Genomic DNA, 23,763 nt, shown 5'->3' with positions numbered 1-23,763 from the left:
AAAACGTTTTACCACTTTTTAGTGCGATAAAAATCACATATTCAAGCGATAATAAGGTTTATAAAGATCGCACAATGATAAAACGATTTATCGACAGGCAAGGGAGTCAGCCAGCAGGTTATGGCAATCGCAAAAAAGATCACCATCAATGATGTGGCGCTGGCTGCCGGCGTCTCCGTGAGTACCGTTTCACTGGTACTGAGCGGCAAAGGGCGCATCTCCAGCGCCACCGGCGAGCGGGTTAATCAGGCTATCGAACAGCTGGGATTTGTGCGCAACCGTCAGGCGGCCTCGCTGCGCGGTGGGCAGAGCGGGGTGATTGGCCTTATCGTCAGCGACCTGTCAAAACCGTTTTATGCTGAATTAACCGCCGGCCTCACCGATGCCCTGGAGAGGCAGGGGAAAATGGTATTTCTCACCCAGGGAGGCCGCAGCGGCGAGAAGATGGCCCAGCGGTTTGATACGCTGGCGGCGCAGGGGGTGGACGGGGTGATTATCGCCGGGGCGATCGACCGCGGGAGCGAGCTGCGCGAGCGTGCGGCGGAGGCGGGGGTGCCGCTGGTGTTTGCTTCCCGCGCCAGCTATCTTGACGATGTCGACCTAATCCGCCCGGACAACATGCAGGCGGCGCAGCTGGTGACGGAGCATCTTATCCGCCGCGGCCATCAGCGGATCGCCTGGCTCGGCGGGCAGAGTGCTTCGCTGACGCGCGCCGAGCGGGTCGGCGGCTATTGCGCCACCTTGCTGAAATACGGCCTGCCGTTTCACAGCGAATGGGTGCTGGAGTGCGAGTCCAGCCAGAAGCAGGCGGCGGAGGCGATGACCGGCCTGCTGCGCCAGAATCCGACCATTACCGCGGTGCTGTGCTACAACAACGTGGTAGCCACCGGCGCGTGGTTCGGTCTGTTACGGGCTGGAAGACAGAGCGGGGAAGATGGCGTCGAGAGCTACTTTGAGCAGCGGGTGGCGCTGGCGGCGTTTGCCGACGTGCCGGAGGCCGCCCTCGACGACCTGCCCCTCACCTGGGTGACCACCCCGGCGCGGGAGATGGGGAAAAGCCTGGCGGATTCGATGCTGCGGCGGCTGGAAGAGGGGACTGGCGAGACGCGAAACCAGATTATGCCCCCGCGGCTGGTGACGCGAAAATGAGGGAGACGGCGCGCGCTGGCCGTCTCCTGTACCGATAAGTTACGGCTGCGGGGCGGCGTCATCCTGCTGAGGAGCGGCGTCATCCTGCTGCGGCTGGCCTTCCTGCGGCGCGCTGTCCGGCAGCGAAGGCGCTTCCAGACCAAACATCGCGGCAAAATCTTGCAGCGGCATTTTCTGTCCGTTCAGCGTCACCTGGCCGTTCGCGTACTGCAGACTGCTGCTGATGGCGTTATCTTCCATGGTGGTAATGCGGAACATCTGGCCCATCGCCGCCAGGCCTTTGACCTGCTGATCGGCAAGCTTGGCGGCATCGGCCGGCTGATAGCCTTCCAGACCGGCGATCTTAGTCATAAACTCCGTCGCCATATCCACCGGGATCACCACTTTGCCGTCCAGGGACTGCACCACGCGATCCAGGCTGTCCGCCAGGGTCTGCGGCGGAGCGGTCACCTGGGCCGGATCTTTCAGCAGAACCGAGAGGTTGAGGGTGCTTTCGCCTTTGGCATTGCGCCAGCTCAGCGGAGAGATGGTCACCGACGGGTTGCCTTTGAGCAGGATCGGCAGCGCATTGAACAGCGTTTCGGTGAGGGCCTGCTGATACAGCTCCGGATTCTGCGCCAGCTCCGGTTTCGCCAGCAGCGCCTGAGACTGCGCGCTGTACTGCTGACTGAACTGGTGCCACGCCTGACCGTCGACGTTATCCACTTTCAGCGTGAGTTTGCCGCTGCCCATATCCTGCCCCTGCAGCTTGAGGCTGTTGACGGTGTAGTTCACCTGGCTGTTCACGCCTTTGCCGTCCTGGGTCAGCGTCGAGCCGCCGTCCAGCGCCATGCCGTCGATCAGCGCCAGCTCTTTGCCTTCGACGCTGATGGCCAGTTTATCGAGGGTCATTTTTTGCTGGCCGATACGTTCGTTGAAGCTGGCCAGCTCGGTGGCGCCGTCGGTGGTCAGGTTGACGAAGCGCAGCTGTACCTTCTGATTATATTCGTTGAGCGCATCGATCTGCCCGCTGCCGGCCTGGCCCTTCAGGCTGATGTTTTTGCCGTCGCGGTCGGCGTCGAGCTGGAACTGACCGCCGCTGAAGGTGACTTTCTCATCGCCTTTAGCGTAGTCGAGGGCGTTAAGGACGATAGCCGACTGGCTGTCGCCGCTGTAGGCAATGCGCGTATCGACGGTAAAGGGGGTGTCGCCTTTGGCTATCTCGAACAGCGCCTGGCTGGCGTCGTTTTTCACCAGCGTGGTGTGGACGGAAGCCATTGCCGGCGCCAGATTAAAGGCTTTTAACGAGGCCAGCGGGAAGGGGCCATGATCGACCACTTCGTCAAGCACCACGCTCTGCCCGGCGGCCAGCCAGCCGTTAGCCTGACCGGCGATCGGCTTCACTACCAGCTGCAGATGGCTGCTGAACAGCCCGCGCTGGTAGTCCTGATAGCTCAGCTCCAGACCTGACTCCGGCGCGCTGCTGCGCAGCTGGGCGTTTGCCTGCTGCACCATATCGGCGATCCGGCCTTCCAGCTGTTTACCAGTGAACCAGGCGCCGCCTGTCCATACCACGCCCAGCGCCACGATGACTCCTGCTGCGACCAGCGATTTTTTCATAGCATTTATCCATAAATGAAGCCAGGCGGAGAGACCGCCTGGCTGAGTTATCACCAACAGTAAGCGCGACCTTAAGGGTCAGTCGCTTACTGGAGCTTATTGAAAACGCGCGCCACGCGGCCGCGGCCGCTGATCTGCACCGGCGATTCACTGGCGGCCACGAAGGCCGACTCGCCCGGCTTGAGGGTCAGGCTCTGGTCGCCTTTGCGCAGTACGGCTTCACCGTCGACGCAGAACACGATCGCCGCGCTTGCCTGGGCCAGATCGCTGGCCTCGGCGGAGAGGTCATGCAGGGAGAAGGCAAAATCTTCCACCGGGATCGGGAAGTCGAGTTCCGCGCCGTGACGCTGCGGCTGGGTCAACAGCTCACCCGCCGGTTTAGCCTCGAACTTGACGTTAGCAACCAGCTCAGGAATATCAATGTATTTCGGCGTCAGGCCGGCGCGCAGTACGTTATCCGAGTTGGCCATCACCTCCAGCGCCACCCCCTGCAGATAGGCGTGCGGCGTTTCAGCAAACAGGAACATCGCTTCGCCTGGGTTCAGCTTCACCACGTTCAGCAGCAGCGGGGAGAAGAGGCCGCTGTCGTCCGGATAGAATTCCGCGATCAGGCGGATAGTCTGCCACGGTTCGCCTTGTTCACGGGCCAGTACGTCGCGCAGCACCTGCAGCGCCTTGGCCTTTTCCTCACCCTGCATATTTAGCAGGCTGGCAAACAGCTGGCTCAGGTGAGTCGCGTCCGGCTGCTGCAGGAAGGCGCCGATTGCCGGATGCGCGCTAGCCACCGGCTGCAGCAGGGTGACAATCTCGCTGAACTCGCGAAATGCATTCATCGCCAGGAACGGCGTCAGGGCAAAAACCAGCTCCGGTTTGTGGTTCGGATCTTTGTAGTTACGCTCGGCGGCGGAGAGCGGGATACCGGCGGCGTTCTCGCGGGCGAAACCTTCTTCCGAGGCCTGCTTGTTGGGATGCACCTGAATTGAGAGCGGCTGAGCGGCGCACAGTACCTTAAACAGGAACGGCAGTTCACCAAAGCGGGCGGCAACCTTGTCGCCGAGCAGAGCGGCTTTATCCGCGTCAATCACCTCGCGCAGCGAACGCGGCTGGCCGTCGGCCGCCAGGATCTGCGAACTGCTCTTCGGATGCGCCCCCATCCACAGCTCTGCCATCGGCAGATTGTCCGGGTTGGCGATGCCATAGAGTTCGGTTAAGGCGGTGTGGCTTCCCCATGCATAGTTCTGCACGGCGTTAATCAGCTTTTGCATTCTCAATCCCTGTTTCAAACAAAGTAAATTTTATCGCCCTATTAAACCAGCAAACGGTGGAGAAGCAACTGCTGAAAGAAAAAGTCGTCCTTGTCTCAGTTTTTGTTAAAAAATTGTGTAAGATTGTTCGACTCGCTTTTCTACAGGCACATGGAGTCCCTGCCTGAAACATAATCAGCCAAAGCAGTAAGTGAGAGTACAATGTCGAATAAACCGTTTGTTTACCAGGATTCTTTTCCGCTCAAAAAGGATGACACCGAGTATTATCTCCTCAGCAGTGATTACGTCTCCGTCGCCGAATTCGCCGGCCAGGAAGTGCTAAAAGTTGACCCTCAGGCGCTGACCCTTCTGGCGCAGCATGCTTTCCACGACGCCTCCTTTATGCTTCGCCCTGCGCATCAGCAGCAGGTGGCGGATATCCTTAACGATCCGGAAGCCAGCGAAAACGATAAATACGTCGCGCTGCAGTTCCTGCGCAACTCGGATATCGCCGCCAAAGGTATTCTGCCCACCTGCCAGGACACCGGCACCGCGATCATCATGGGTAAAAAAGGCCAGCGCGTGTGGACCGGCGGCGGCGATGAAGCCGCCCTGGCGCAGGGGGTGTACAACACCTATATCCAGGACAACCTGCGCTACTCGCAGAACGCGCCGCTGGATATGTATAAAGAGGTTAACACTGGCACCAACCTGCCGGCGCAGATCGATCTCTATGCTACCGATGGCGATGAGTACAAATTCCTCTGCATCGCCAAGGGCGGCGGCTCGGCGAACAAAACCTATCTGTACCAGGAAACCAAAGCGCTGATCACCCCGGCGAAGCTGAAAAATTACCTCGTCGAGAAGATGCGCACCCTCGGTACTGCCGCCTGTCCACCGTACCATATCGCCTTCGTGATCGGCGGTACCTCGGCGGAAGCGACGCTGAAGACCGTGAAGCTGGCGTCCACCAAATACTACGATGGCCTGCCGACCGAAGGTAACGAGCACGGCCAGGCGTTCCGCGACGTGCAGATGGAGCAGGAGCTGCTGCTGGAGGCGCAGAACCTTGGTCTCGGCGCGCAGTTCGGCGGCAAATACTTTGCCCACGATATCCGCGTGATCCGTCTGCCGCGTCACGGCGCTTCCTGCCCGGTCGGGATGGGGGTTTCCTGTTCCGCCGACCGCAACATCAAAGCCAAAATTAACCGCGACGGCATCTGGATCGAGAAGCTGGAGAGCAACCCGGGGAAATATATCCCTGAGCATCTGCGCCAGGCCGGGGAAGGCGAAGCGGTGAAGGTAAATCTTAACCAGCCGATGAGCGAGATCCTGGCGCAGCTGTCGCAGTATCCGGTGTCCACCCGCCTGTCGCTGAGCGGGACTATCATCGTCGCCCGCGATATCGCCCACGCTAAGCTGAAGGAGCTTATCGACAACGGCGAGGCGCTGCCGCAGTACGTCAAAGATCACCCGATCTACTACGCAGGTCCGGCCAAGACGCCGGACGGTTACGCCTCCGGCTCTTTGGGGCCGACCACCGCAGGCCGCATGGACTCTTACGTTGATCTGCTGCAGTCCCATGGGGCGAGCAAGATCATGCTGGCGAAAGGCAACCGCAGCCAGCAGGTCACCGACGCCTGCCACAAACACGGCGGCTTCTACCTCGGCAGCATCGGCGGCCCGGCGGCAGTGCTGGCCCAGCAGAGCATCAAGAGCCTCGAGTGCGTGGCCTATCCGGAGCTGGGTATGGAGGCTATCTGGAAAATTGAAGTGGAGGATTTCCCGGCCTTTATCCTCGTTGATGATAAAGGCAATGACTTCTTCCAGCAGATCCAGACCTCGCAGTGCGCCCGCTGCGTGAAGTAACCCAGGCCGCCCTTCGGGGCGGCGCTGGTCGATGACAAACCTGATTTCGTTAGGGTGAGCGCCTTTCTGCCGGGCGGCGGCTTTCGCCTTACCCGGCCTACGAAAGACAGCAATATCAATAAGTTATGCAGTTCTCTGTAGGCCCGCGCAAGCGCAGCGCCGCCGGGCAATCCCGACGATTGCATTTTGTCAGCGGTCTGGGCTGCCCCTCGGGGCGGCTTTTTTTATGTCGCTTCGCGGCACGAACCACCAAAACAACTTATCAATCTGGCCAATACTTAGTCTTTTAAGCAGGTGAGCTTTGTCGCTATGACGCACTTTTCATCCAAGGAGAAAGTAATGACAACGCATCGCAGTGAAAAAGACTCGATGGGCGCCATCGAGGTCCCGGCCGATAAACTCTGGGGCGCCCAGACCCAGCGCTCGCTGGAGCATTTCCGCATCTCGACCGAAAAAATGCCCGGGGAGCTGATATACGCCCTGGCGCTGACCAAGCGGGCGGCGGCGAAGGTTAACCAGGATCTCGGACTGTTGACGGCGGAAAAAGCCGGGGCGATCGTCGCCGCCGCTGACGAAGTGCTGGCCGGAAAGCACGCGCAGGAGTTCCCCCTGGCTATCTGGCAGACCGGCTCCGGCACCCAAAGCAATATGAATATGAACGAGGTGCTGGCCAACCGCGCCAGTGAACTGCTCGGCGGAGAACGGGGGATGGCGCGAAAAATTCATCCCAATGACGATGTGAATAAGAGCCAGAGCTCAAATGATGTATTCCCCACCGCCATGCACGTCGCGGCGCTGATTGCCCTGCGGGAAAAAGTGATCCCGTCGCTGCAGGCGCTGCGGGCGACGCTCAATGAAAAAGCGGTGGCCTTCAGGGATATCGTCAAGATCGGCCGCACCCATCTGCAGGACGCCACGCCGCTCACCTTAGGCCAGGAGATCTCCGGCTGGGTGGCGATGCTGGACCATAGCCTGAAGCACATTGAAGCCAGTCAGCCGCATCTTGCCGAGCTGGCGCTGGGCGGGACGGCGGTAGGAACCGGGCTGAATACCCATCCGGAATATGCCGTACGCGTGGCGGCCGAGCTGGCGTCGCTCAGCGGACAGCCATTTGTCACCGCGCCGAACAAATTCGAAGCGCTGGCCACTGTGGATGCCCTGGTCCATGCCCACGGCGCGCTGAAAGGCCTGGCGGCCTCGCTGATGAAAATCGCTAACGATGTCCGCTGGCTGGCCTCCGGCCCCCGCTGCGGCATTGGTGAAATCGCCATCCCGGAAAACGAGCCAGGGTCATCGATTATGCCGGGCAAGGTTAACCCAACCCAGTGCGAAGCTCTGACCATGGTCTGCTGCCAGGTGATGGGCAACGACGTGGCGGTGAATATCGGCGGTGCTTCCGGCAACTTTGAGCTTAACGTCTATCGCCCGATGGTCATCCACAACTTCCTGCAGTCGGTGCGTCTGCTGGCGGACGGTATGGCGAGCTTTAACGAGCACTGTGCGGTGGGTATTGAACCGAATCGCGAGCGGATCAGTCAGTTGCTCAATGAGTCGCTGATGCTGGTTACTGCGCTGAATACCCATATCGGCTACGACAAGGCGGCGGAAATCGCTAAAAAAGCGCACCATGAGGGGCTGACTCTCAAAGCCTCGGCGCTGGCGCTGGGCTACCTGACGGAAGCCGAATTCGACAGCTGGGTGCGCCCGGAAGAGATGGTCGGCAGCCTGGCTATTCGCTAGCCAGCCAGAGGTGCAGGCGCGGGATAAGCAATCTCAGCGACTGCGCCTCCGGTTTGTAGCGATACTGCACATTGTCGGCATCATAGTTCAGCAGCTCGCCAATATCCGGTACGCTGACCCCCCGGCTGCCGGACATCAGGGCGATCAGCGGGCTGGGGCAGGCGTACTGTACCTGTTTCTGCTCGCCGGCGTACCAGACGCGGGCGATCGGCTGGACTTTCACCGGTCGTTTTATTTTCAGCCGCGCCCGCTGCGGCAGGGCGGCGATATCCTGATACTCCCTTTCCAGTTTGCTCTGCCACTGCTCCCGGGTCCACGGCGGCACCGCCCGCGGCGCTTGCAGGCTTTTCTCCAGCATCATCAACACCTGGTCGCGGGTCAGATTCTTGATGACGTGCTTATTGGCCCAGCCGAAGCGGATGGTGCTCGGGTCGACGAGGGGCGTCAGCGTGCGGTAGGCGCTAAGGGTGATCAACCCCGGCAAATGACGGTGTACCCACTCAAAACGGGCGGTGGGGGGCAGGCCGGAGTCGACGGTGACGATCTTCTCGAAGGTGGCCTTCAGGGCATTGATATGCTGAATACGCGCCAGCAGATCCTGCTGCTCCGCGGCGGTAACCTGCAGGCAGATAGCCCCCGGCAGGCGTACGGCGGCCTTGCTGCTGCGGTTTTCCGATTGCTGCTGGATAAACAGATGGCTGTAGTGGCGCAGGGCGCGCGCCAGGGCCGTCTTGCCGATGTGCTGCACCACCGGAATAGTGGCCAGCGGATCGTGCTCGGCATCCTTACCGATCGCCGGCAGTTCAAATACCCGGCCCGCCAGCAGACGGCAGTCACTTAACGCCTGCTGGAGCGCCTGCAGCTCCAGCTCGATCTGGCGAAAGGTATTATTCAGACGTTCAACGAGGTCGTAGCTGGCCATTATTACCACCTTAGTTACAACATACTATTAGATTTTTGCAGCATACCCAGCCCGCGGCTTCTGCGCAAGTTTTATTCAGGCAGAGGTGAAATCAGGCAGCTGATGATAGACCGGCCAGCTAAAGCAGAAGCGGGCGCCGCCGAGAGGGCTGGCCTCGCAGCGCACCTCGCCGCCCATCGCCTGGGCGATACTGTGGACAATCGCCAGGCCGAGGCCGCAGCCTCCTGTCGCCCGGTCCCGGCTGGGGTCAAGGCGGACAAAGGGCTCAAACACCCGCTCGCGCTCCTCGGGGGCGATTCCCGGGCCGTCATCCTCAACCAGCAACGATGCGCGCGAACCCTGCAGCGTCAGGCTGACCGCCACCCGCTGGCTGCTGTAGCGCAGGGCGTTATTGACCAAATTATCCAGCACCCGCTCCATCAGTCGCATATCGAGCGCGCCGTAGTTACCGTGGGTCAGCGTCGCCAGGGCGACCTCGCGCTGTGGGTTAACCATCTGGATATCCTCGACGTGATCGCTGATCCAGGCGGGAAAATCGGGAGTCGTCAGGCTGAGCTCCGTCTGCGGGCGGTCGAGGCGGGCGTAGGTCAGGAGCTCTTCAATCAGCGCCTCCAGCTGACCGATATCGCGGTTCAGCGCCTGCGATTCCGCCTCGCTGAGATTCTCGCTCATCTCCAGACGGTAGCGCAGGCGTACCAGCGGTGTCCTGAGTTCATGGGCGATGCCGTCAATCAGCTGCTTTTTGCTGGCAATAAGCGCATTAATGTTATCGGCCATTTGGTTAAAGGCCACCCCGAGCCGCTCGAAGCTGGACATACTGTCGAAGTGAATGCGCTCGCTGAGGTGACCTTCGCCAAAGCGCTGGGCGGCCGTCTCAATGCGCAGCATGTCCTGCCAGTGCGGGCGCATCCAGATAAACACCGGAAAGGCCAGCGAGATAGCAATAAACGCCATCAGCGCCACGTCCAGCAGGCGCATCTCATGCAGAAAATAGAGATAGGGCACCGGGCCCACCGACAGCACATAGTGGCTGCGGGGAATGCGCTGAATAAAGGTGTACTGATCGTCGAGGGCGACGATATCGCCGGCGCGCAGGTGCTGCATCGAGCTTTCCGACAGCTTAAATTTGCTGATCGGCTCGATGTGCAGATCAAACGATAAATTCAGGTCCAGCTCTTTAAGGGTCTTGCTCCAGTCGCGCGGCGGTATCTCCCGCAGCTCGCTGCGCATCAGATACAGCGAGCTTTTCATCAAATCGTCAAGCGACTGCCGTCCGGCGCGCTCCGCGGTAAATTTATAGACCAGACCGACCAGCATGGTCATCACCAGAAAGCAGACGAAGAGCAGAAGATAGAACTGCACGAACAGCTTTTTCATTACATTACCGCGTATTCAAGAGAAACCTGTCTGGCGCCCCAGGGGCATCTTCTGCGCGTCGGGGAGTCAATGTTATCGATATCCCCGGGCGAGGCGCGGGGAAATCATAGATACGCTATCAAAGCAGGGTTTATGCCCCCTGACAATAGCCAGCCTGGAGACAGAACGGTGAAAAGGTGACAGTGTCACTCGATGCGGTGATTTCTTCACCCTCGGGGGGAGCAGGGCAATCGTATTTTGTGCGTCGATGGATACGCTACTCACGATAATAAGGAATGTCTACCGGATAGGTGGTCGTCAGACTCAGCAGCCGACAGCGCACCAGCTTTTCCGTTTCGGCATACCAGTAAGCAAACTCGCCGGTGGTCTGGTGGTAAATCATCTGATCGAGGTTGGCAAACGGGATCACCAGCAGCGGCCCCTGGCGAACGTGGCCGCCGCCGGTTTCAAAGTGATGCTGCCCCCAGGATTGCTGGGTATGTTCATAGCGATGAAGGATCACCTCGATTTGCCCGCGCTGCGGACAAAGGAGTCGAATATCGGCGTTGTCGAGGGAAAAAGCCCAGCCAGAGAGAGAAGTGAACAGTGAGAGTGCCAAAAGTACAACGTATTTCATCATGCAAAAGTCCTGTGTTTTCAGGCTTTATGCCACTCTGACAGCGGTAAGTCCTTGAGCACAATCATATTGAGGAGTTATGTGATGGGGTTCTGTACGGCTAATTCTATTGATTTAATCAATATGACAAGTTCCGGTGATGAATGTGCGCGCCAGGGACGAACGCAGCAGGCAGCAAACGTGATAACTTTGCCGCCGGCGAGCGCGCGATGAGCGGGCCCCTCGCAGGGCCGCAGAAGGGCTGCTTAGTTATCCCAGGCGTGAGGGGCGAACAGGTAGCCTTTGTTGCGAACGGTCTTAATACGATAGGGCTCCGTGGCGTTGTCGAGCAGTTTTTTGCGCAGGCGGGAGATAGCCACGTCGACGCTGCGATCCATCCCGTCATAGGTAACGCCGCGTAAATTTTTCAGCAGTGCGTCGCGGTCCATAATCTGCCCGGCGTGGGTGGCCAACTCCCACAGCAGATCGAAATCGGCGGTCGACAGGGCGACGTTTTCTCCGCCAAGCAGCACCTGGCGGTTGACCGGGTCAATGGTCAGCGAGCCGAAGGAGATGGTTTTATGTGGCGTGAGCGTTGAGGAGGCGGATCCGGCGCCTGCCGGAGCAATATGCTGGCGCAAATGCAGACGCAGTCGCGCGAGAAGTACCGCTGGCGGGGTGGTTTTCAGAATATAATCGCTGGCGCCCATCTCCAGGGAGAGGATATGGTTCATATCGCTGTCGAGCGAAGTCAGCAGGACAATCGGCCCTTGCCATTGCCCGCGCAGATCGCGACAGAGCGTCATTCCGTCCTTGCCGGGCAGCATAATGTCCAGCAGCACCAGATCCGGTTTCTCCCGCGCGATCACCTCCTCAGCGCGGTCGCCGCGAGGCTCGACCACCACATCCATATCATGCTTGCCGAGATAGGCGGCGATCAGCGTGCCTACCTCAGGGTCATCCTCAACAAAAACGATTTTATTCATGTCTATTGCACATCAGTAAAAGAAGTAACATACACCGCACTTATTTTACCCGCCATTACTCTTTTATAAACAGCGTTAAATCCGCTATGCTGCCCTAACTTATTGATTCACTGTTAAGGCATACGGGCATGGGGCTGTTAATCAAAGGGCTGTTGGGAGCGCTGGTGGTGGTGCTGATTGGCGTGCTGGCGAAAACCAAAAACTACGCTATCGCTGGCCTGGTCCCGCTGTTTCCCACCTTTGCGCTCATCGCCCATTATATTGTCGCCAGCGAGCGGGGGATCGAAGCCCTGCGCGCGACCATCGTATTCGGCATGTGGTCGATTCTTCCCTATTTTATCTATCTGCTGTCACTGTGGTATTTCACCGGGATTATGCGCCTGCCGTTGGCGCTGGCAGGCGCAGTGGGATGCTGGGGGCTGTGCGCCTGGCTGTTAATCCTCGGCTGGAGCCGTTTCCACTAGCGCAGCGGGCGGCCGCCGTCGACAGCGAATGAGCGGCCGGTAACGTAGCGGCTGGTAAACAGGTAATCGATGAGATCGCTAATCTCTTTTTCGCCAGGGGCGATTTTCATCAGCGATTTATCCAGCGCCTGCTGACGATAGGCCTCGTCGTCACCCTCATTAAACATGATTAGCGACGGCGCGATGGCGTTGACCTTAACCTCTGGAGCCAGCTTGCGAGCGAAGGAGCGGGTCATGTTATCCAGGGCGGCTTTGCTGGCGGCGTAGGCGATATGTTTGTCGCTCCCGCGCTCCACCACGTAATCGGTGATATGGATAATGTCGCTGGCGGCATGGCCGTGGCCGCGCAGCAACGCCTCCAGCGCATGGTTGAGCAGATAGGGGGCGTTGACGTGGATCTGCATCATGCGGTTGATGACTGCGCTCAGCGGGACGCCCGGCTTTTCCGCCATCCAGTCGCTGGCGTTATGGATGATGGCGCGCAGACCGTCGGTGTGTGATTTGACCGCTTCAGCGAAGGTCAGAATGCCGTCATCGCTGCTAAAATCGGCCTGCAGGCAGAGCGCGCCCGCTTCGCGCAGGCCGTCAATCGCCGGATAGGGCGTACGATAGCTGATGATGACCGGCTGGCGCTGCTGCAGAAAATGGTGTGCCAGAGCGAGGCCGATGCGGCGGCCTGCTCCTGTGATCAGAATCGGGCGGGGCTGTTGTTCAGCCATGGGTATCTCCTATGCGTTCTGCGGCAGGGCGACCGCTTACCCCACCAGCATCCACGTTGCCGGCACAGCGGCAACCAGCAATAAACCAATTAGCGCCACTTCGCGGCGTTTGAGCGAACGATCGTGCTGGTGCGTACGTCGGGCGTACAAAAAGACCAGAAGACCCGGAGCGTAAAGTACCACCGACAACAGCAAATGCACAGGCCCCGACGCGTATAATAACCATATGCCATAAATACAGGCGCCGATAGCCACCGCTTTATGCAGCGGGCGAGTGGCGATTTTCAGCAGAAAGGCGCCGACCAGCAGATAAGGCACGAGGATCATTTCTGACGCAATAGTCAGCAGCGTGCCGTAGTCCGACCCGGTCAGCCAGATCAGCACCAGCGATACCTGAACGCTGATATTGGTCAACCACAGTGAGGCGGAGGGGGCGTTGTTGCTATTCTGACGGGCAAACAGGCGCGGGAAGGCTTTATGAGTGGCGGCGAGGAAAGGCACCTCCGCGGCCATGATGGTCCAGCTGAGATAAGCGCCGCACACCGACACGATCAGCCCGGCGGCAATGACGATCTCCCCCCACGACCCCATCAGCCTGACCATCAGTCCCGCCATCGACGGGTTGCGCATTTCGGCCAGTTCGCTGCGCGGCACGACGCCCAGCGACAGCAGGGTGACCAGCAGATACACCGCGAGGGCCGACAGCACCGCCAGCAGCGTCGCGCGGCCAACGTCGCGCTTGTGTCGCGCCCGCGCGGACACGACTACCGCCCCCTCCACGCCGATAAACACCCACAGGGTGATCAGCATGGTGTTTTTGACCTGTTCCCATACCGGCACGCCCAGCGCCAGGCCGCTAAAATCGAGGCGGAACGTATCCAGCTGAAAGGCCAGGGCGGCGAGCGCGACGAAGGCGCCCAGCGGCAGAAGCTTGGCGAGGGTGGCCACCAGGTTAATCCCCGCTGCCGTCTGGACACCGCGCAGGACCAGAAAGTGGACGACCCACAGCAGAACCGACGCGCCAACGATAGACTGCCAGGTATTACCATCGCCAAACAGGCGCAGCTCAGGGGTATCGGTGAAAAAACTGAGCGCCGAAAAGACGATAACCAGATAGGAGACATTGGCGATCACCGCGCACAGCCAGTATCCCCAGGCGGAGCAGAAGCCGATCAGTTCGCCGAATCCTTCGCGAGCGTAGGTGAAGATCCCGCCGTCGAGGTCGGGACGAATACGGGTCAACAGCAGCATGGCGAAAGCGAGAAACAGGATCCCGACGCCGGTGATGGCCCAGCCAATGAGCAGAGCGGAGGGGCTGGCCACGGCAGCCATATTTTGCGGCAAACTGAATACGCCAGCGCCGAGCATTGAGCTAAGGACCAGGGCGGTCAGGGCGCTCAGGCCCAGTTTCTTTTCCATTGCATTCCCGAGGTGAAAATGGCTGTTCCAGAATATTTATTTTGCGAAATCGCATAAAAATGGAGGATTGCGCTAAGGCGCGGGATTTTACGGAGTGTCCGGGGGCCATGCAATGGCGGGGGATGAAAAAAAATGAAAAGGCGGCAATGCGCCGCCTTTTTAGCCAGCCAGCAGCGATTATTTGTACAAATCGGCGCTGATGGTGATGTTTCCGCCGCGTTCCTGCCACTGGCGGGTGATGTGGTAGTACTTCGCCCCTTTCTTCGCCGCGCGTTTCGCCGTCTGATAGGAGATTTCGGTCATGTTGCCGTAGTTGCCGGTGAACTGGATGTTATCGAACGGCACCATTTGCGCCGCAGTCACTTTGTTCACTTCTTCGACCTTAGTGCCGTTCGGCAGGGTGACAGTGTAACGTCCACCTTTCGAAGACTGAGTCTCAAAGAAACGCCCGACGCCGGTACCCGAACCCACCGCGGCGGTGGTGGCAACGCCCGGAATTTCCACGTTCTTCGCCGCTTCGCCGCCTTTGGCCAGCGCTGCGCGGCCAGCTTCAGAGTCAGCCGGGATAGCGTCCGGGCTCTGCAGCACGCGTTTTTCAGCATCTTTTTTGTAGATATAAGCGGTAATGCGCTGGTTGCCGCCCTGGTTGGCGTCAACCTGGCGGACGATAAAGAACGCATAGGCGCCTTTTGCTTTCGCCGCTTTGGTGATGGCGTCGTTGACTTCCGGCTGGCTGCGATAGAAGCCCTGAACGGTGACGGTGTCGTAAGGCATCAGCTCAACGGCCTGATCTTTCGGCAACTCCATCACGCCGTTGATAATGCGATTCTTCGGCGCATCCGCTTTCGGCGCGTCTTCTTTATAAAGGTCAGCCGTGACGCGCCAGTTGCCGCCATTGCCGTAGTCCGACGTGTCGACAACATAGAATGAGGCCGCGCCGTCTTTGTCGGCTTTGCGCGATACTGCCTGTACCGCATCGCCAATGGCATTAAACCGGCCGGTGACGACAACGCGATCGTAGGGCTTCAGCGCAGCCGCCTGCTCCGGGGTCAACTCGGTCGCTGCATGGGCAGACAACGTGGCGGTTGTCAGGAGAGCAGACGCCAGGAGGGTGTTTTTAAGCTTCATAAAAATAATCCTTTGCCTTGCGCAAACCATATACTGGTGTTGTTGTTGACTGAAAACGTTTGATTATTGCATTTAATCGCCGTGACTGTCTGCGTCAATTTTTGCTTGCCGCCCGAATCGTATACTACGGAAAGATAACATTTTTCGATATGTTGAAAAAACAGGCGCTTGACCAGCAAAAACGATAATCAATACCACTTTTATTAGTTAATGTAATGTTAACACAATGATCTCAATGGCGATAAATGGCGTTTTATACCGCAGGATAAGCGGATTATCAGGCCTGGGCGGCAAATTCAGGTAAATATTGCTGCCCGGACCCATCTGAGCTGACAATAAGCAATAAAATCAAAATTTGTGTTTTATCGCAGTAGATCACAATCGGTATTTTCAGTAGGTTATAAAAAGTTTGTTACTGTTTCATTTTGTAGACAGCGAAAGATGGCGAGGAAGATTTTGCCGTCCTGGCGTTGTTGGGCAGAAAAGTAAACCATCATCAAAAACCGATGGAAGGGAAAACTATGCGTATTGGTGTACCACAAGAAAGGCTAGCCCAGGAGACCCGGGCCGCCGCCACGCCGAAGACCGTTGAGCAATTGCTCAAACTCGGCTTTAGCGTCGCGGTAGAAAGCGGCGCCGGGAAGCTGGCCAGCTTTGACGATGAGGCCTTTGCCGAGGCAGGAGCTGAAATCGTGACCGGCGACGAGGTATGGCAGTCTGATGTCATCCTTAAGGTCAATGCTCCGAATGACGATGAAATTGCCCTGCTGAATCCGGGGACCACGCTGATTAGTTTTATCTGGCCGGCGCAAAACCCGCAGCTGATGGAAAAACTGGCGGCCCGTAATATCAACGTAATGGCGATGGATTCCGTGCCGCGTATTTCCCGCGCCCAGTCGCTGGATGCGCTCAGCTCAATGGCCAACATCGCCGGGTACCGCGCTATCGTTGAAGCGGCGCATGAATTTGGTCGATTCTTTACCGGGCAGATTACGGCGGCAGGCAAGGTTCCGCCCGCCAAGGTGATGGTCATTGGCGCCGGGGTAGCCGGTCTGGCGGCGATTGGCGCCGCCAACAGCCTGGGCGCTATTGTTCGCGCCTTCGATACCCGTCCGGAAGTGAAGGAGCAGGTGCAGAGTATGGGCGCCGAGTTCCTCGAGCTGGACTTTAAAGAGGAAGCGGGCAGCGGCGATGGCTACGCCAAAGTGATGTCTGAGGCCTTTATTAAGGCTGAAATGGCGCTGTTCGCCGCGCAGGCGAAAGAGGTCGATATCATTGTCACCACGGCGTTAATCCCGGGCAAACCGGCGCCGAAGCTGATCACCCGCGAAATGGTCGACTCCATGAAATCGGGCAGCGTGGTGGTCGATCTGGCCTCGCAAAACGGCGGCAACTGTGAGTACACCGTACCGGGCGAAGTGGTGACCACCGCCAACGGCGTGAAAATCATCGGTTACACCGATCTTCCTGGCCGTCTGCCGACCCAGTCCTCCCAGCTCTACGGCACCAACCTGGTGAACCTGCTGAAGCTGCTGTGCAAAGAGAAAGACGGCAATATCGTTATCGATTTCGATGACGTGGTAGTGCGCGGTGTGACCGTTGTTCGCGAAGGTGAAATCACCTGGCCGGCGCCGCCGATTCAGGTCTCCGCTCAGCCGCAGGCCGCGGCGAAAAAAGTGGAAGCGCCGAAAGAAGCGGTGAAACCGGCGTCGCCGTGGCGCAAATATGCGCTGATGGCGCTGGCGATTATTCTCTTCGGCTGGCTGGCCAACGTGGCGCCAAAAGAGTTCCTCGGCCATTTCACCGTCTTCGCGCTGGCCTGCGTGGTGGGTTACTACGTGGTGTGGAACGTCTCCCATGCGCTGCATACGCCGCTGATGTCGGTGACCAATGCCATTTCGGGCATTATCGTGGTTGGCGCGTTGTTGCAGATAGGCCACGGCGGCTGGGTCAGCTTCCTGAGCTTTATCGCGGTGCTGATCGCCAGCATTAATATTTTCGGTGGTTTTACCGTGACTCAGCGCATGCTGAAAATGTTTCGCAAAGGATAAGGGGTAGCACATGTCTGGTGGATTAGTAACGGCTGCATACATTGTTGCTGCAATCCTGTTTATTTTCAGCCTGGCGGGCCTGTCGAAACACGAAACGTCGCAGCAGGGCAACTATTTCGGCATCGCCGGGATGGCCATTGCCCTGATCGCTACCATCCTGGGGCCGGACGCCGGCAACGTCGGCTGGATTATTCTTGCGATGGTGATCGGCGGGGCGATCGGTATTCGTCTGGCGAAGAAGGTCGAGATGACCGAAATGCCGGAGCTGGTGGCTATCCTGCACAGCTTCGTGGGTCTGGCAGCGGTGCTGGTGGGTTTCAACAGCTACCTGCAGCATGAAACCGGTATGGAGCAAATTCTGGTCAATATTCATTTGACCGAAGTGTTCCTCGGGATCTTCATCGGCGCGGTGACCTTCACCGGTTCGGTGGTGGCGTTTGGTAAACTGCGCGGCAAAATTTCCTCCAGGCCGCTGATGCTGCCCAATCGCCATAAGCTGAACCTGGCGGCGCTGGTGGTTTCCTTCATCCTGATGGTGATTTTTGTTCGCTCTGACAGCACCGGCACCCAGGTCCTGTGCCTGCTGGTGATGACCGCGATCGCGCTGGCCTTTGGCTGGCACCTGGTGGCCTCTATCGGCGGTGCGGACATGCCGGTGGTGGTCTCGATGCTCAACTCCTACTCGGGCTGGGCGGCAGCGGCGGCGGGCTTTATGCTGAGTAATGACCTGCTGATCGTCACCGGCGCGCTGGTGGGCTCTTCCGGCGCCATCCTCTCTTACATTATGTGTAAGGCGATGAACCGCTCCTTTATCAGCGTGATCGCCGGGGGCTTCGGCACCGATGGTTCCTCAAGCGGCGGCGATGAAGAAGTGGGCGAGCATCGCGAGATTAGTGCCGAAGAGACGGCGGAGATGCTGAAAAACTCGCACTCGGTGATCATCACCCCGGGCTACGGTATGGCGGTGGCTCAGGCGCAGTATCCGGTAGCAGAAATTACCGAGAAGCTGCGGGCGCGGGGTATCAAAGTACGCTTTGGTATTCATCCGGTGGCCGGGCGCCTCCCGGGGCATATGAACGTCCTTCTGGCGGAAGCCAAAGTGCCTTACGACATCGTGCTGGAGATGGATGAGATCAACGACGATTTCAGCGACACCGACACCGTGCTGGTGATCGGCGCCAACGATACCGTCAACCCGGCGGCGCAGGACGATCCGAAGAGCCCGATCGCCGGCATGCCGGTGCTCGAGGTGTGGAAAGCGCAGAATGTGGTGGTCTTTAAGCGTTCAATGAACACCGGTTACGCCGGCGTACAGAACCCGCTGTTCTTTAAAGAGAACACTCATATGCTGTTTGGCGATGCTAAAGCCAGCGTCGATGCGATCCTGAAAGCGCTGTAATGTAACATAATTGTTTTACAACGTTTGTTTATAAGCCGTCTCCTGTGAGACGGCTTTTTTATATGCAGGGGGATGCCTGGAATTGTTCACAAAATAAGCGGCAAGAGGTGATATAATGTTCCGGTTCTTACATCAGACAGAGGATATTATGGATACCGAGTTAACCCCAACGCAGATGGCCATCGAATTCTTACGCCGCGACACTACCGTCATGACCCCAGCGCAGTATCTGAAAAAACTTAAACTGCTGGAGCTGGAGTTTGCTGACCTGATGGCGCTCTCCTCGCTGGAGCTGAAAGAAGAGATCGATCTGGCCTTGCGTCTGGGTATCCACTAAGCCATTCTCGCTGGACAGTGACAGGGGCCGCCAACGGCCCTTTTTTTGTGCCTGGCTGGCAGCAAGCAAAAAAATCCCCCGCGAGGCGGGGGAAGATGAGTGGTAGCGGTTAATCGTCGTCGTCGTCGTCCAGTTCCACCGGCGTCTGGTAGGCCTCCGGTTTCAGCACCAGCAGGTCACAGCGCAGGTGGTCGACAACCTGTTCCGCGGTATTGCCGAGGAACGCCGCCGACAGGCCGGTACGTCCGACCGTTCCCAGCACCACGATCCCCGCCTGCAGATGCTCGGCGAGGTCCGGGATCACCTCTTCAGGCAGTCCTTTTTCGACGTGGGTGAATTTTTCATCGATGCCAAACTTCTGCCGCAGCGCTTTCATCGCCAGCAGATGCTGGCCGCGGATCGCGTCGTTGTAGACGCTGGGATCAAAATCCGGCAGTTCTATCGCGATATTGATCGGCGTCACCGGGTAGGCACCGATCAGGTGCACTTCAGTGTGGTTGACTTCTTCCGCCAGCGACAGCGTCTCGCGAACCAGCTTCTCGTTAAGGGTGTTGTGATAATTCTCTTCACTGGCGAGATTGACGGCGACCAGCGCTTTGCCGCCTTCCGGCCACGGCTGGTCTTTGACCATCCACACCGGGCAAGGGCATTTACGCAGCAGATGCCAGTCCGTCGGGGTAAAGATCACCGCCTCCAGTTTGTCGTGCTGGTGGGCCATCTTCAGCAGCAGATCGTGTTTCTCACTGACCACCTCCTGAATAATCGCTTCGAAGGGGCGATTGTGCCACACCACTTTCACGTCAATCGGCACGCCCGATTCCAGGTAGAATTTCGCCTGCTCGCGGATCCAGGCCGTTCGTTGGGCAATGACGCCCTGGCGCATTGCCGTCCGCTCATCCGGCGACAGCAGGGTGGTCATTTCATAGGAAAAATCATAGATCGGCAAAAAGGCTTTGATGCGTCCACCAATCCGTTGGTGCAGGTACACCGCTCGCCTTAGCGCCGGCTGGTCGTCCTGGTTAGGATCGATTACTACCAGCATGCTCTGATACTTCGCCATACAGGGTCTCCTTACAACTGCAGCTACCGTCAGTTATTAAAAAGATAACCTATATGGATGAATTGAAACAGGGGAGGAGCCTGGTCAGATCAACAAATCTGAAAAAATTGCCGATCGTGACCAGGTATTGCGCAGAGATTAAGCGACGTTGCGCGCCTGCCCGGCCAGCTGGGCCAGCAGATCGCTGTTTTCAATAGTGATATATTTGCCTTTCACCGCCAGCATGCCGCTTTTCTGAAAACGGCCCAGCAGACGGCTGATGGTTTCGACGGTGAGGCCGAGATAGTTGCCAATATCGCCGCGGGTCATGGTCAGCCGGAACTCACGTGGTGAGAAGCCGCGCTGGGCGAAACGACGAGAAAGGTTATAGATAAACGCGGCCAGGCGCTCTTCGGCATTCTTTTTGGAAAGCAACAGGATCATATCCTGGTCGCCTTTAATCTCACCGCTCATCAGGCGCATCATCTGCTGACGCAGATTGGGCATTTTTCCGGAAAGATCGTCAAGAGTTTCGAAGGGGATCTCGCAGACCATTGAGGTTTCCAGCGCCTGCGCAAAGCTCGGGTGCAGACCGGTGCCGATGGCGTCAAAGCCCACCAGGTCGCCCGCCAGATGGAAGCCAGTGATCTGCTCATCACCTTGCTCGGTGATGGTATAGCTTTTGATGGTCCCGGAGCGAATAGCGTACAACGACTTCAGCTCATCACCGGCTTTGAACAAGGTTTGACCTTTCTGGATAGGCTTTTTCCGCTCGATAATATTATCCAGCTGATCAAGCTCATGCTCGTTCAGAGTAAAGGGGATGCAGAGCTGGCTAATGCTGCAATCCTGACAATGGATTGCACAACCGCCAGACTGAATGCGTCGAATAATTCGCTTCTCAGGGATCATATGTCTGCTCAGGCCTTAATTGATATTGGTCAATTTTAACATCTTTTTGATCAGCAGGTAAGTCTTCAGGCCCGGAAACACGTAATATCAGCAGGGTAAATCAAATCGCTTGTGTATCTATTTGATTAAAAACAGATTATTACGCCACTTTTGATTGTAAAATTACCTGAAAATTCCAGAAAAGGCATTTTCAGTCAAAGCAACAGATAGCCCTCGTGACGCAAAAGCCACTCTTTACGCTGTACGCCGCCGGCATAGCCGGTCATGGTGCCGTTGCGCCCGATGACCCGATGGCAGGGCACCACGATACTCACCGGATTGGCGCCATTGGCGGCGCCCACCGCGCGCGCGGCGCCGGGACGACCGAGCGCCTCGGCCAGTTGGCCGTAGTGCATCACCTGGCCACAGGGGATTTCGCGTAACGCCTGCCAGACCTGGCGCTGAAAAGGGGTGCCGGCGGTGGCGGTAGGCAGAGTCTCGATAATGGCTAAATCGCCGGCAAAATAGTCGCTCAGCTTACTGCTGAGACCGCCGGGATTGCGGCAGTTGACGCGCTGATAGCCTTCCCGGCGATAGTGTACGTCGAGCAGCGTTTCCATCCGATCGCGGTGCTCGTCCCACTCGACGGCGCGCAAATTAAACTGTTCGTCGCAAAGCACCCACAACGGCCCCAGCGGGGTATCCATTTTATCCTGCAGCAAGGTCAACATCGTTTCTGTCATCCACCATCGTACATGAGAGGCACACGATACCACGCGCTGACGGCAGTCAACTATACTCCCAAAAGGTAAAACCGCATCGCCAGATAGCACGGCGGGCTATCCGCCGTGGAGGTATTCTGCGATCGCCACGATGATTTATTTTTGGATCGATCCTGGCGGGTTACCGGACAGGGTTTTTGCTACTTTTAAGCTGACGACGTCGGTCCTCCGCGCCGCTGTGCGCGCTCGGGAAAGTGCTACCGCGTCGGCGCGGCGCGGTTAATAACTCAGAGGTGGAGCTATGCAATATATACTGACTGGCGTAATCGTACTGATCTTCAGCGGTCTGGTTATTCATGGTATGTCGCTGTTGCTTGAGCGAGGGTATCGCGCGCTTTTCGGCATATTCGCCGGAGCCGGGGAAGCGACCCGTAAGTTCAAAGTGAAGATATCGCGTTAAGCTAAGGCGGCCGTCCCTGGCGCATCGGTGGGTTAAGACAGCCGCGGATAGATGCCAGGGCCGATCGGCAGTCCCACCAGATACCAGCCCACCAGCAACAGCAGCCAGACGGCGAGAAAAATCAGCGGGTAAGGGAGCACCAGCGAATAGTAGGTGCCGAGGCGGGCATCCGGCCGGTAGCGCTGTAGAAAGCCGAGAAACAACGGCACAAACGGTGACACCGGCGCCAGCGGCAGCACCGATGAATCAGCGATACGAAACAGGATCTGCGCAAACGCCGGGTGAAAGCCCAACAGCATAAACATTGGCACGAAGATCGGCGCCAGAATCGACCAGATGGCCGAGCCGCTGGCGATAAACATACACAGAAAAGCCGACAGCAGCGCAAGGCCGACAAACGCCGGAACACCGTTCATGCCTGAACTCTCCAGCAGGTCCGTCAGACCGACGGCCATAAACTTGCCCATGTTGCTCCAGTTGAACATCGCCACGAACTGCGCCAGCGGGAAGACCATCACGATAAACCCGGCCATCTCTTTCATCGGCTCAATCATCAACTGCGGCAGGTCGGCCTGGCGGCGAATTTTGCCGGTGGCGATGCCGTATGCCAGCGACACGACAAAGAAGAAAAAGATAATTAGCGGCACGATGCCTTTGATAAACGGCGAGGGCATGACCGTATGCTGAACCGGATCGCGAAGAATACCGTTTTCGGGGACCACCATCAGGGCGATGACCGCCACGAATACCAGCGTCGCCACGCCGGCGATGCGCAGGCCGAACCGCTCCCCGGGCGTCAGCGTCTGCAGCTTTTCATCACGACTGCCTTGCCACTGGCCCAGCCGCGGCTCGACCAGCTTATCGGTGATCAGTCCGCCGACGAGCGTCAGAACGATCACCGAGGTCGCCATAAAGTACCAGTTGTCGATCACGCTGACGTGCAAAGAGGCATCGATGGACTTTGCCGCCTCGGTGCTGATCCCGGAGAGCAGCACGTCGGTGGTGACAATCAGTAGATTGGCGGTAAAGCCGCAGCCCACGCCGGCTATCGCCGCCAGCAGACCAGCGACAGGATGCCGACCGACGGCAAGAAACATCAGCGCTCCCAGCGGCGGCATAATCACCAGCGCCGCATCGGAAGAGATATGGCTGAAAAAGGCGATAAACAGCACCATATAGCTGGCATAGCGGGCGCTGACGTGCGAGGCCATCTTGACCATCAACGCCGGTAACAGGCCCACCCGCTCGGCAAAGCCGGCGCCCAGCACCAGGGCGAGGATCGCCCCCAGCGGCGCGAAACCGCTGAAGTTTTTAATCACGTTCGGCAAAAACCAGTGCAATCCTTCCACGCTGAGCAGGTTTTTGACCACCACCCGCGAACCGTCAGTTGGGTTTTGTACCCCAACGTTGAGGGCGGAGAGGATTGCCGTGGCAGCGATCAGCACGGCGATGAGATAGATAAACAGCAAAAACGGGTGCGGGACCTTGTTACCGATCTTCTCTACCCAGCCATAGCGCTTTCCGCCGGGGGAAGATGACGGTATGGATGACATACTCATGGGCATTCCTCTGTTGTCGTTGTTGTGTTGGGCAGGCCTGCTCCCGTACTGCCGGCGGTTATTATGGGCGGTGCGTGCCGCGATCCGGTCAGCG

The 23,763-nt window shown here is 58.1% G+C and carries 21 protein-coding genes; 8 read left to right on the top strand and 13 right to left on the bottom strand.

Annotated elements, in window-relative coordinates:
- Positions 1-120 precede the first annotated feature (120 nt).
- Positions 121-1,149 carry a Mal regulon transcriptional regulator MalI gene (locus IB144_RS14250; RefSeq protein ID WP_004148253.1) on the top strand — a complete coding sequence of 343 codons (1,029 nt, stop codon included), beginning with the start codon at positions 121-123 and terminating at the stop codon, positions 1,147-1,149.
- Positions 1,150-1,188: 39 nt separating this feature from the next.
- Here IB144_RS14250 and IB144_RS14245 read toward each other — a convergent pair whose 3' ends face one another.
- Entirely contained in the window at positions 1,189-2,748 is a 1,560-nt protein-coding gene (locus IB144_RS14245) for a YdgA family protein (RefSeq protein ID WP_004190339.1), read from the bottom strand.
- Between the two features lie 86 nt (positions 2,749-2,834).
- The gene (manA, locus tag IB144_RS14240) at positions 2,835-4,013 is read right to left on the bottom strand and encodes a mannose-6-phosphate isomerase (RefSeq protein WP_004176341.1); all 1,179 of its coding nucleotides are present in this window, start codon (positions 4,011-4,013) and stop codon (positions 2,835-2,837) included.
- Positions 4,014-4,214: 201 nt separating this feature from the next.
- Between manA and fumA the strand changes: the two genes are divergently transcribed.
- Entirely contained in the window at positions 4,215-5,861 is a 1,647-nt protein-coding gene (gene fumA, locus IB144_RS14235; protein ID WP_065888648.1) for a class I fumarate hydratase FumA, read from the top strand.
- A gap of 339 nt (positions 5,862-6,200) precedes the next feature.
- The gene (gene fumC / locus IB144_RS14230; protein WP_002903315.1) at positions 6,201-7,601 is read left to right on the top strand and encodes a class II fumarate hydratase; all 1,401 of its coding nucleotides are present in this window, start codon (positions 6,201-6,203) and stop codon (positions 7,599-7,601) included.
- Here the strand turns inward: fumC and tus are convergent.
- From tus to rstA, 4 genes are all read right to left on the bottom strand, one after another.
- Positions 7,591-8,523, bottom strand: coding sequence for a DNA replication terminus site-binding protein (gene tus / locus IB144_RS14225; protein ID WP_004148259.1), 933 nt, complete (start codon positions 8,521-8,523; stop codon positions 7,591-7,593). The two genes, fumC and tus, sit on opposite strands and share 11 nt — an antisense overlap.
- 75 nt (positions 8,524-8,598) lie before the next feature.
- Positions 8,599-9,900: a two-component system sensor histidine kinase RstB gene (rstB, locus tag IB144_RS14220; protein WP_004140030.1), complete on the bottom strand. Its 1,302-nt coding sequence runs from the start codon at positions 9,898-9,900 to the stop codon at positions 8,599-8,601.
- A 256-nt stretch (positions 9,901-10,156) separates the two neighbouring features.
- The gene (locus tag IB144_RS14215) at positions 10,157-10,519 is read right to left on the bottom strand and encodes a hypothetical protein (RefSeq protein ID WP_002903374.1); all 363 of its coding nucleotides are present in this window, start codon (positions 10,517-10,519) and stop codon (positions 10,157-10,159) included.
- 242 nt (positions 10,520-10,761) lie between these two features.
- Positions 10,762-11,481, bottom strand: coding sequence for a two-component system response regulator RstA (gene rstA, locus IB144_RS14210; protein ID WP_002903377.1), 720 nt, complete (start codon positions 11,479-11,481; stop codon positions 10,762-10,764).
- Positions 11,482-11,609: 128 nt separating this feature from the next.
- On the opposite strand from rstA, the gene IB144_RS14205 reads away from it, so the two are divergent.
- Positions 11,610-11,945 (top strand): GlpM family protein, encoded by a 336-nt coding sequence (locus tag IB144_RS14205; protein WP_002903379.1) that lies wholly within the window; start codon positions 11,610-11,612, stop codon positions 11,943-11,945.
- On the opposite strand, the gene folM is transcribed toward IB144_RS14205, so the two are convergent.
- From folM to ydgH, 3 genes are all read right to left on the bottom strand, one after another.
- Positions 11,942-12,664, bottom strand: a complete 723-nt coding sequence (folM, locus tag IB144_RS14200) for a dihydromonapterin reductase (RefSeq protein ID WP_048270649.1) — start codon at positions 12,662-12,664, stop codon at positions 11,942-11,944. The genes IB144_RS14205 and folM overlap by 4 nt on opposite strands.
- A gap of 36 nt (positions 12,665-12,700) precedes the next feature.
- Positions 12,701-14,083, bottom strand: coding sequence for an amino acid permease (locus IB144_RS14195; RefSeq protein WP_004183892.1), 1,383 nt, complete (start codon positions 14,081-14,083; stop codon positions 12,701-12,703).
- 177 nt (positions 14,084-14,260) lie between these two features.
- Positions 14,261-15,211 carry a DUF1471 family protein YdgH gene (gene ydgH / locus IB144_RS14190; protein WP_002903384.1) on the bottom strand — a complete coding sequence of 317 codons (951 nt, stop codon included), beginning with the start codon at positions 15,209-15,211 and terminating at the stop codon, positions 14,261-14,263.
- 521 nt (positions 15,212-15,732) lie between these two features.
- On the opposite strand from ydgH, the gene pntA reads away from it, so the two are divergent.
- The 3 genes from pntA to IB144_RS14175 all read left to right on the top strand — a co-directional run bounded on the left by pntA (position 15,733) and on the right by IB144_RS14175 (position 18,998).
- A complete protein-coding gene (pntA, locus tag IB144_RS14185; protein WP_004148265.1) occupies positions 15,733-17,262 on the top strand; it encodes a Re/Si-specific NAD(P)(+) transhydrogenase subunit alpha in 1,530 nt (509 codons plus the stop codon).
- A 10-nt stretch (positions 17,263-17,272) separates the two neighbouring features.
- Positions 17,273-18,661, top strand: coding sequence for a Re/Si-specific NAD(P)(+) transhydrogenase subunit beta (gene pntB / locus IB144_RS14180; RefSeq protein ID WP_002903386.1), 1,389 nt, complete (start codon positions 17,273-17,275; stop codon positions 18,659-18,661).
- 148 nt (positions 18,662-18,809) lie between these two features.
- Positions 18,810-18,998: a YdiH family protein gene (locus IB144_RS14175; protein WP_048270955.1), complete on the top strand. Its 189-nt coding sequence runs from the start codon at positions 18,810-18,812 to the stop codon at positions 18,996-18,998.
- Positions 18,999-19,107: 109 nt separating this feature from the next.
- Here the strand turns inward: IB144_RS14175 and uspE are convergent, their stop codons facing one another.
- The 3 genes from uspE to ogt all read right to left on the bottom strand — a co-directional run bounded on the left by uspE (position 19,108) and on the right by ogt (position 21,659).
- Positions 19,108-20,058, bottom strand: a complete 951-nt coding sequence (uspE, locus tag IB144_RS14170) for a universal stress protein UspE (RefSeq protein ID WP_002903391.1) — start codon at positions 20,056-20,058, stop codon at positions 19,108-19,110.
- A 138-nt stretch (positions 20,059-20,196) separates the two neighbouring features.
- A complete protein-coding gene (gene fnr / locus IB144_RS14165; RefSeq protein ID WP_002903394.1) occupies positions 20,197-20,949 on the bottom strand; it encodes a fumarate/nitrate reduction transcriptional regulator Fnr in 753 nt (250 codons plus the stop codon).
- Between the two features lie 194 nt (positions 20,950-21,143).
- The gene (gene ogt, locus IB144_RS14160) at positions 21,144-21,659 is read right to left on the bottom strand and encodes a methylated-DNA--[protein]-cysteine S-methyltransferase (RefSeq protein ID WP_065888649.1); all 516 of its coding nucleotides are present in this window, start codon (positions 21,657-21,659) and stop codon (positions 21,144-21,146) included.
- Positions 21,660-21,951: 292 nt separating this feature from the next.
- On the opposite strand from ogt, the gene IB144_RS14155 reads away from it, so the two are divergent.
- Positions 21,952-22,110 carry a hypothetical protein gene (locus tag IB144_RS14155; protein WP_002903398.1) on the top strand — a complete coding sequence of 53 codons (159 nt, stop codon included), beginning with the start codon at positions 21,952-21,954 and terminating at the stop codon, positions 22,108-22,110.
- Positions 22,111-22,142: 32 nt separating this feature from the next.
- Here IB144_RS14155 and abgT read toward each other — a convergent pair whose 3' ends face one another.
- A complete protein-coding gene (gene abgT / locus IB144_RS14150) occupies positions 22,143-23,669 on the bottom strand; it encodes a p-aminobenzoyl-glutamate transporter (RefSeq protein ID WP_002903400.1) in 1,527 nt (508 codons plus the stop codon).
- Positions 23,670-23,763: the final 94 nt, after the last annotated feature.

This window comes from Klebsiella sp. K4, assembly GCF_014596785.2.
Lineage (GTDB): Bacteria > Pseudomonadota > Gammaproteobacteria > Enterobacterales > Enterobacteriaceae > Klebsiella > Klebsiella pneumoniae.
Note: the sequence above shows the minus strand (reverse complement) of the source record. Positions and strands in the feature narration are given on the sequence as shown.

Coding starts and splice junctions, on each gene's coding strand:
- ogt (WP_065888649.1), bottom strand. CDS start 21,659: ATGTTGACCTTGCTGCAGGATAAAATGGATACCCCGCTGGGGCCGTTG.
- IB144_RS14205 (WP_002903379.1), top strand. CDS start 11,610: ATGGGGCTGTTAATCAAAGGGCTGTTGGGAGCGCTGGTGGTGGTGCTG.
- fnr (WP_002903394.1), bottom strand. CDS start 20,949: ATGATCCCTGAGAAGCGAATTATTCGACGCATTCAGTCTGGCGGTTGT.
- tus (WP_004148259.1), bottom strand. CDS start 8,523: ATGGCCAGCTACGACCTCGTTGAACGTCTGAATAATACCTTTCGCCAG.
- IB144_RS14155 (WP_002903398.1), top strand. CDS start 21,952: ATGCAATATATACTGACTGGCGTAATCGTACTGATCTTCAGCGGTCTG.
- IB144_RS14215 (WP_002903374.1), bottom strand. CDS start 10,519: ATGATGAAATACGTTGTACTTTTGGCACTCTCACTGTTCACTTCTCTC.
- rstB (WP_004140030.1), bottom strand. CDS start 9,900: ATGAAAAAGCTGTTCGTGCAGTTCTATCTTCTGCTCTTCGTCTGCTTT.
- fumC (WP_002903315.1), top strand. CDS start 6,201: ATGACAACGCATCGCAGTGAAAAAGACTCGATGGGCGCCATCGAGGTC.
- pntA (WP_004148265.1), top strand. CDS start 15,733: ATGCGTATTGGTGTACCACAAGAAAGGCTAGCCCAGGAGACCCGGGCC.
- IB144_RS14250 (WP_004148253.1), top strand. CDS start 121: ATGGCAATCGCAAAAAAGATCACCATCAATGATGTGGCGCTGGCTGCC.
- IB144_RS14175 (WP_048270955.1), top strand. CDS start 18,810: ATGGATACCGAGTTAACCCCAACGCAGATGGCCATCGAATTCTTACGC.
- IB144_RS14245 (WP_004190339.1), bottom strand. CDS start 2,748: ATGAAAAAATCGCTGGTCGCAGCAGGAGTCATCGTGGCGCTGGGCGTG.
- abgT (WP_002903400.1), bottom strand. CDS start 23,669: ATGAGTATGTCATCCATACCGTCATCTTCCCCCGGCGGAAAGCGCTAT.
- manA (WP_004176341.1), bottom strand. CDS start 4,013: ATGCAAAAGCTGATTAACGCCGTGCAGAACTATGCATGGGGAAGCCAC.
- ydgH (WP_002903384.1), bottom strand. CDS start 15,211: ATGAAGCTTAAAAACACCCTCCTGGCGTCTGCTCTCCTGACAACCGCC.
- uspE (WP_002903391.1), bottom strand. CDS start 20,058: ATGGCGAAGTATCAGAGCATGCTGGTAGTAATCGATCCTAACCAGGAC.
- rstA (WP_002903377.1), bottom strand. CDS start 11,481: ATGAATAAAATCGTTTTTGTTGAGGATGACCCTGAGGTAGGCACGCTG.
- fumA (WP_065888648.1), top strand. CDS start 4,215: ATGTCGAATAAACCGTTTGTTTACCAGGATTCTTTTCCGCTCAAAAAG.
- folM (WP_048270649.1), bottom strand. CDS start 12,664: ATGGCTGAACAACAGCCCCGCCCGATTCTGATCACAGGAGCAGGCCGC.
- IB144_RS14195 (WP_004183892.1), bottom strand. CDS start 14,083: ATGGAAAAGAAACTGGGCCTGAGCGCCCTGACCGCCCTGGTCCTTAGC.
- pntB (WP_002903386.1), top strand. CDS start 17,273: ATGTCTGGTGGATTAGTAACGGCTGCATACATTGTTGCTGCAATCCTG.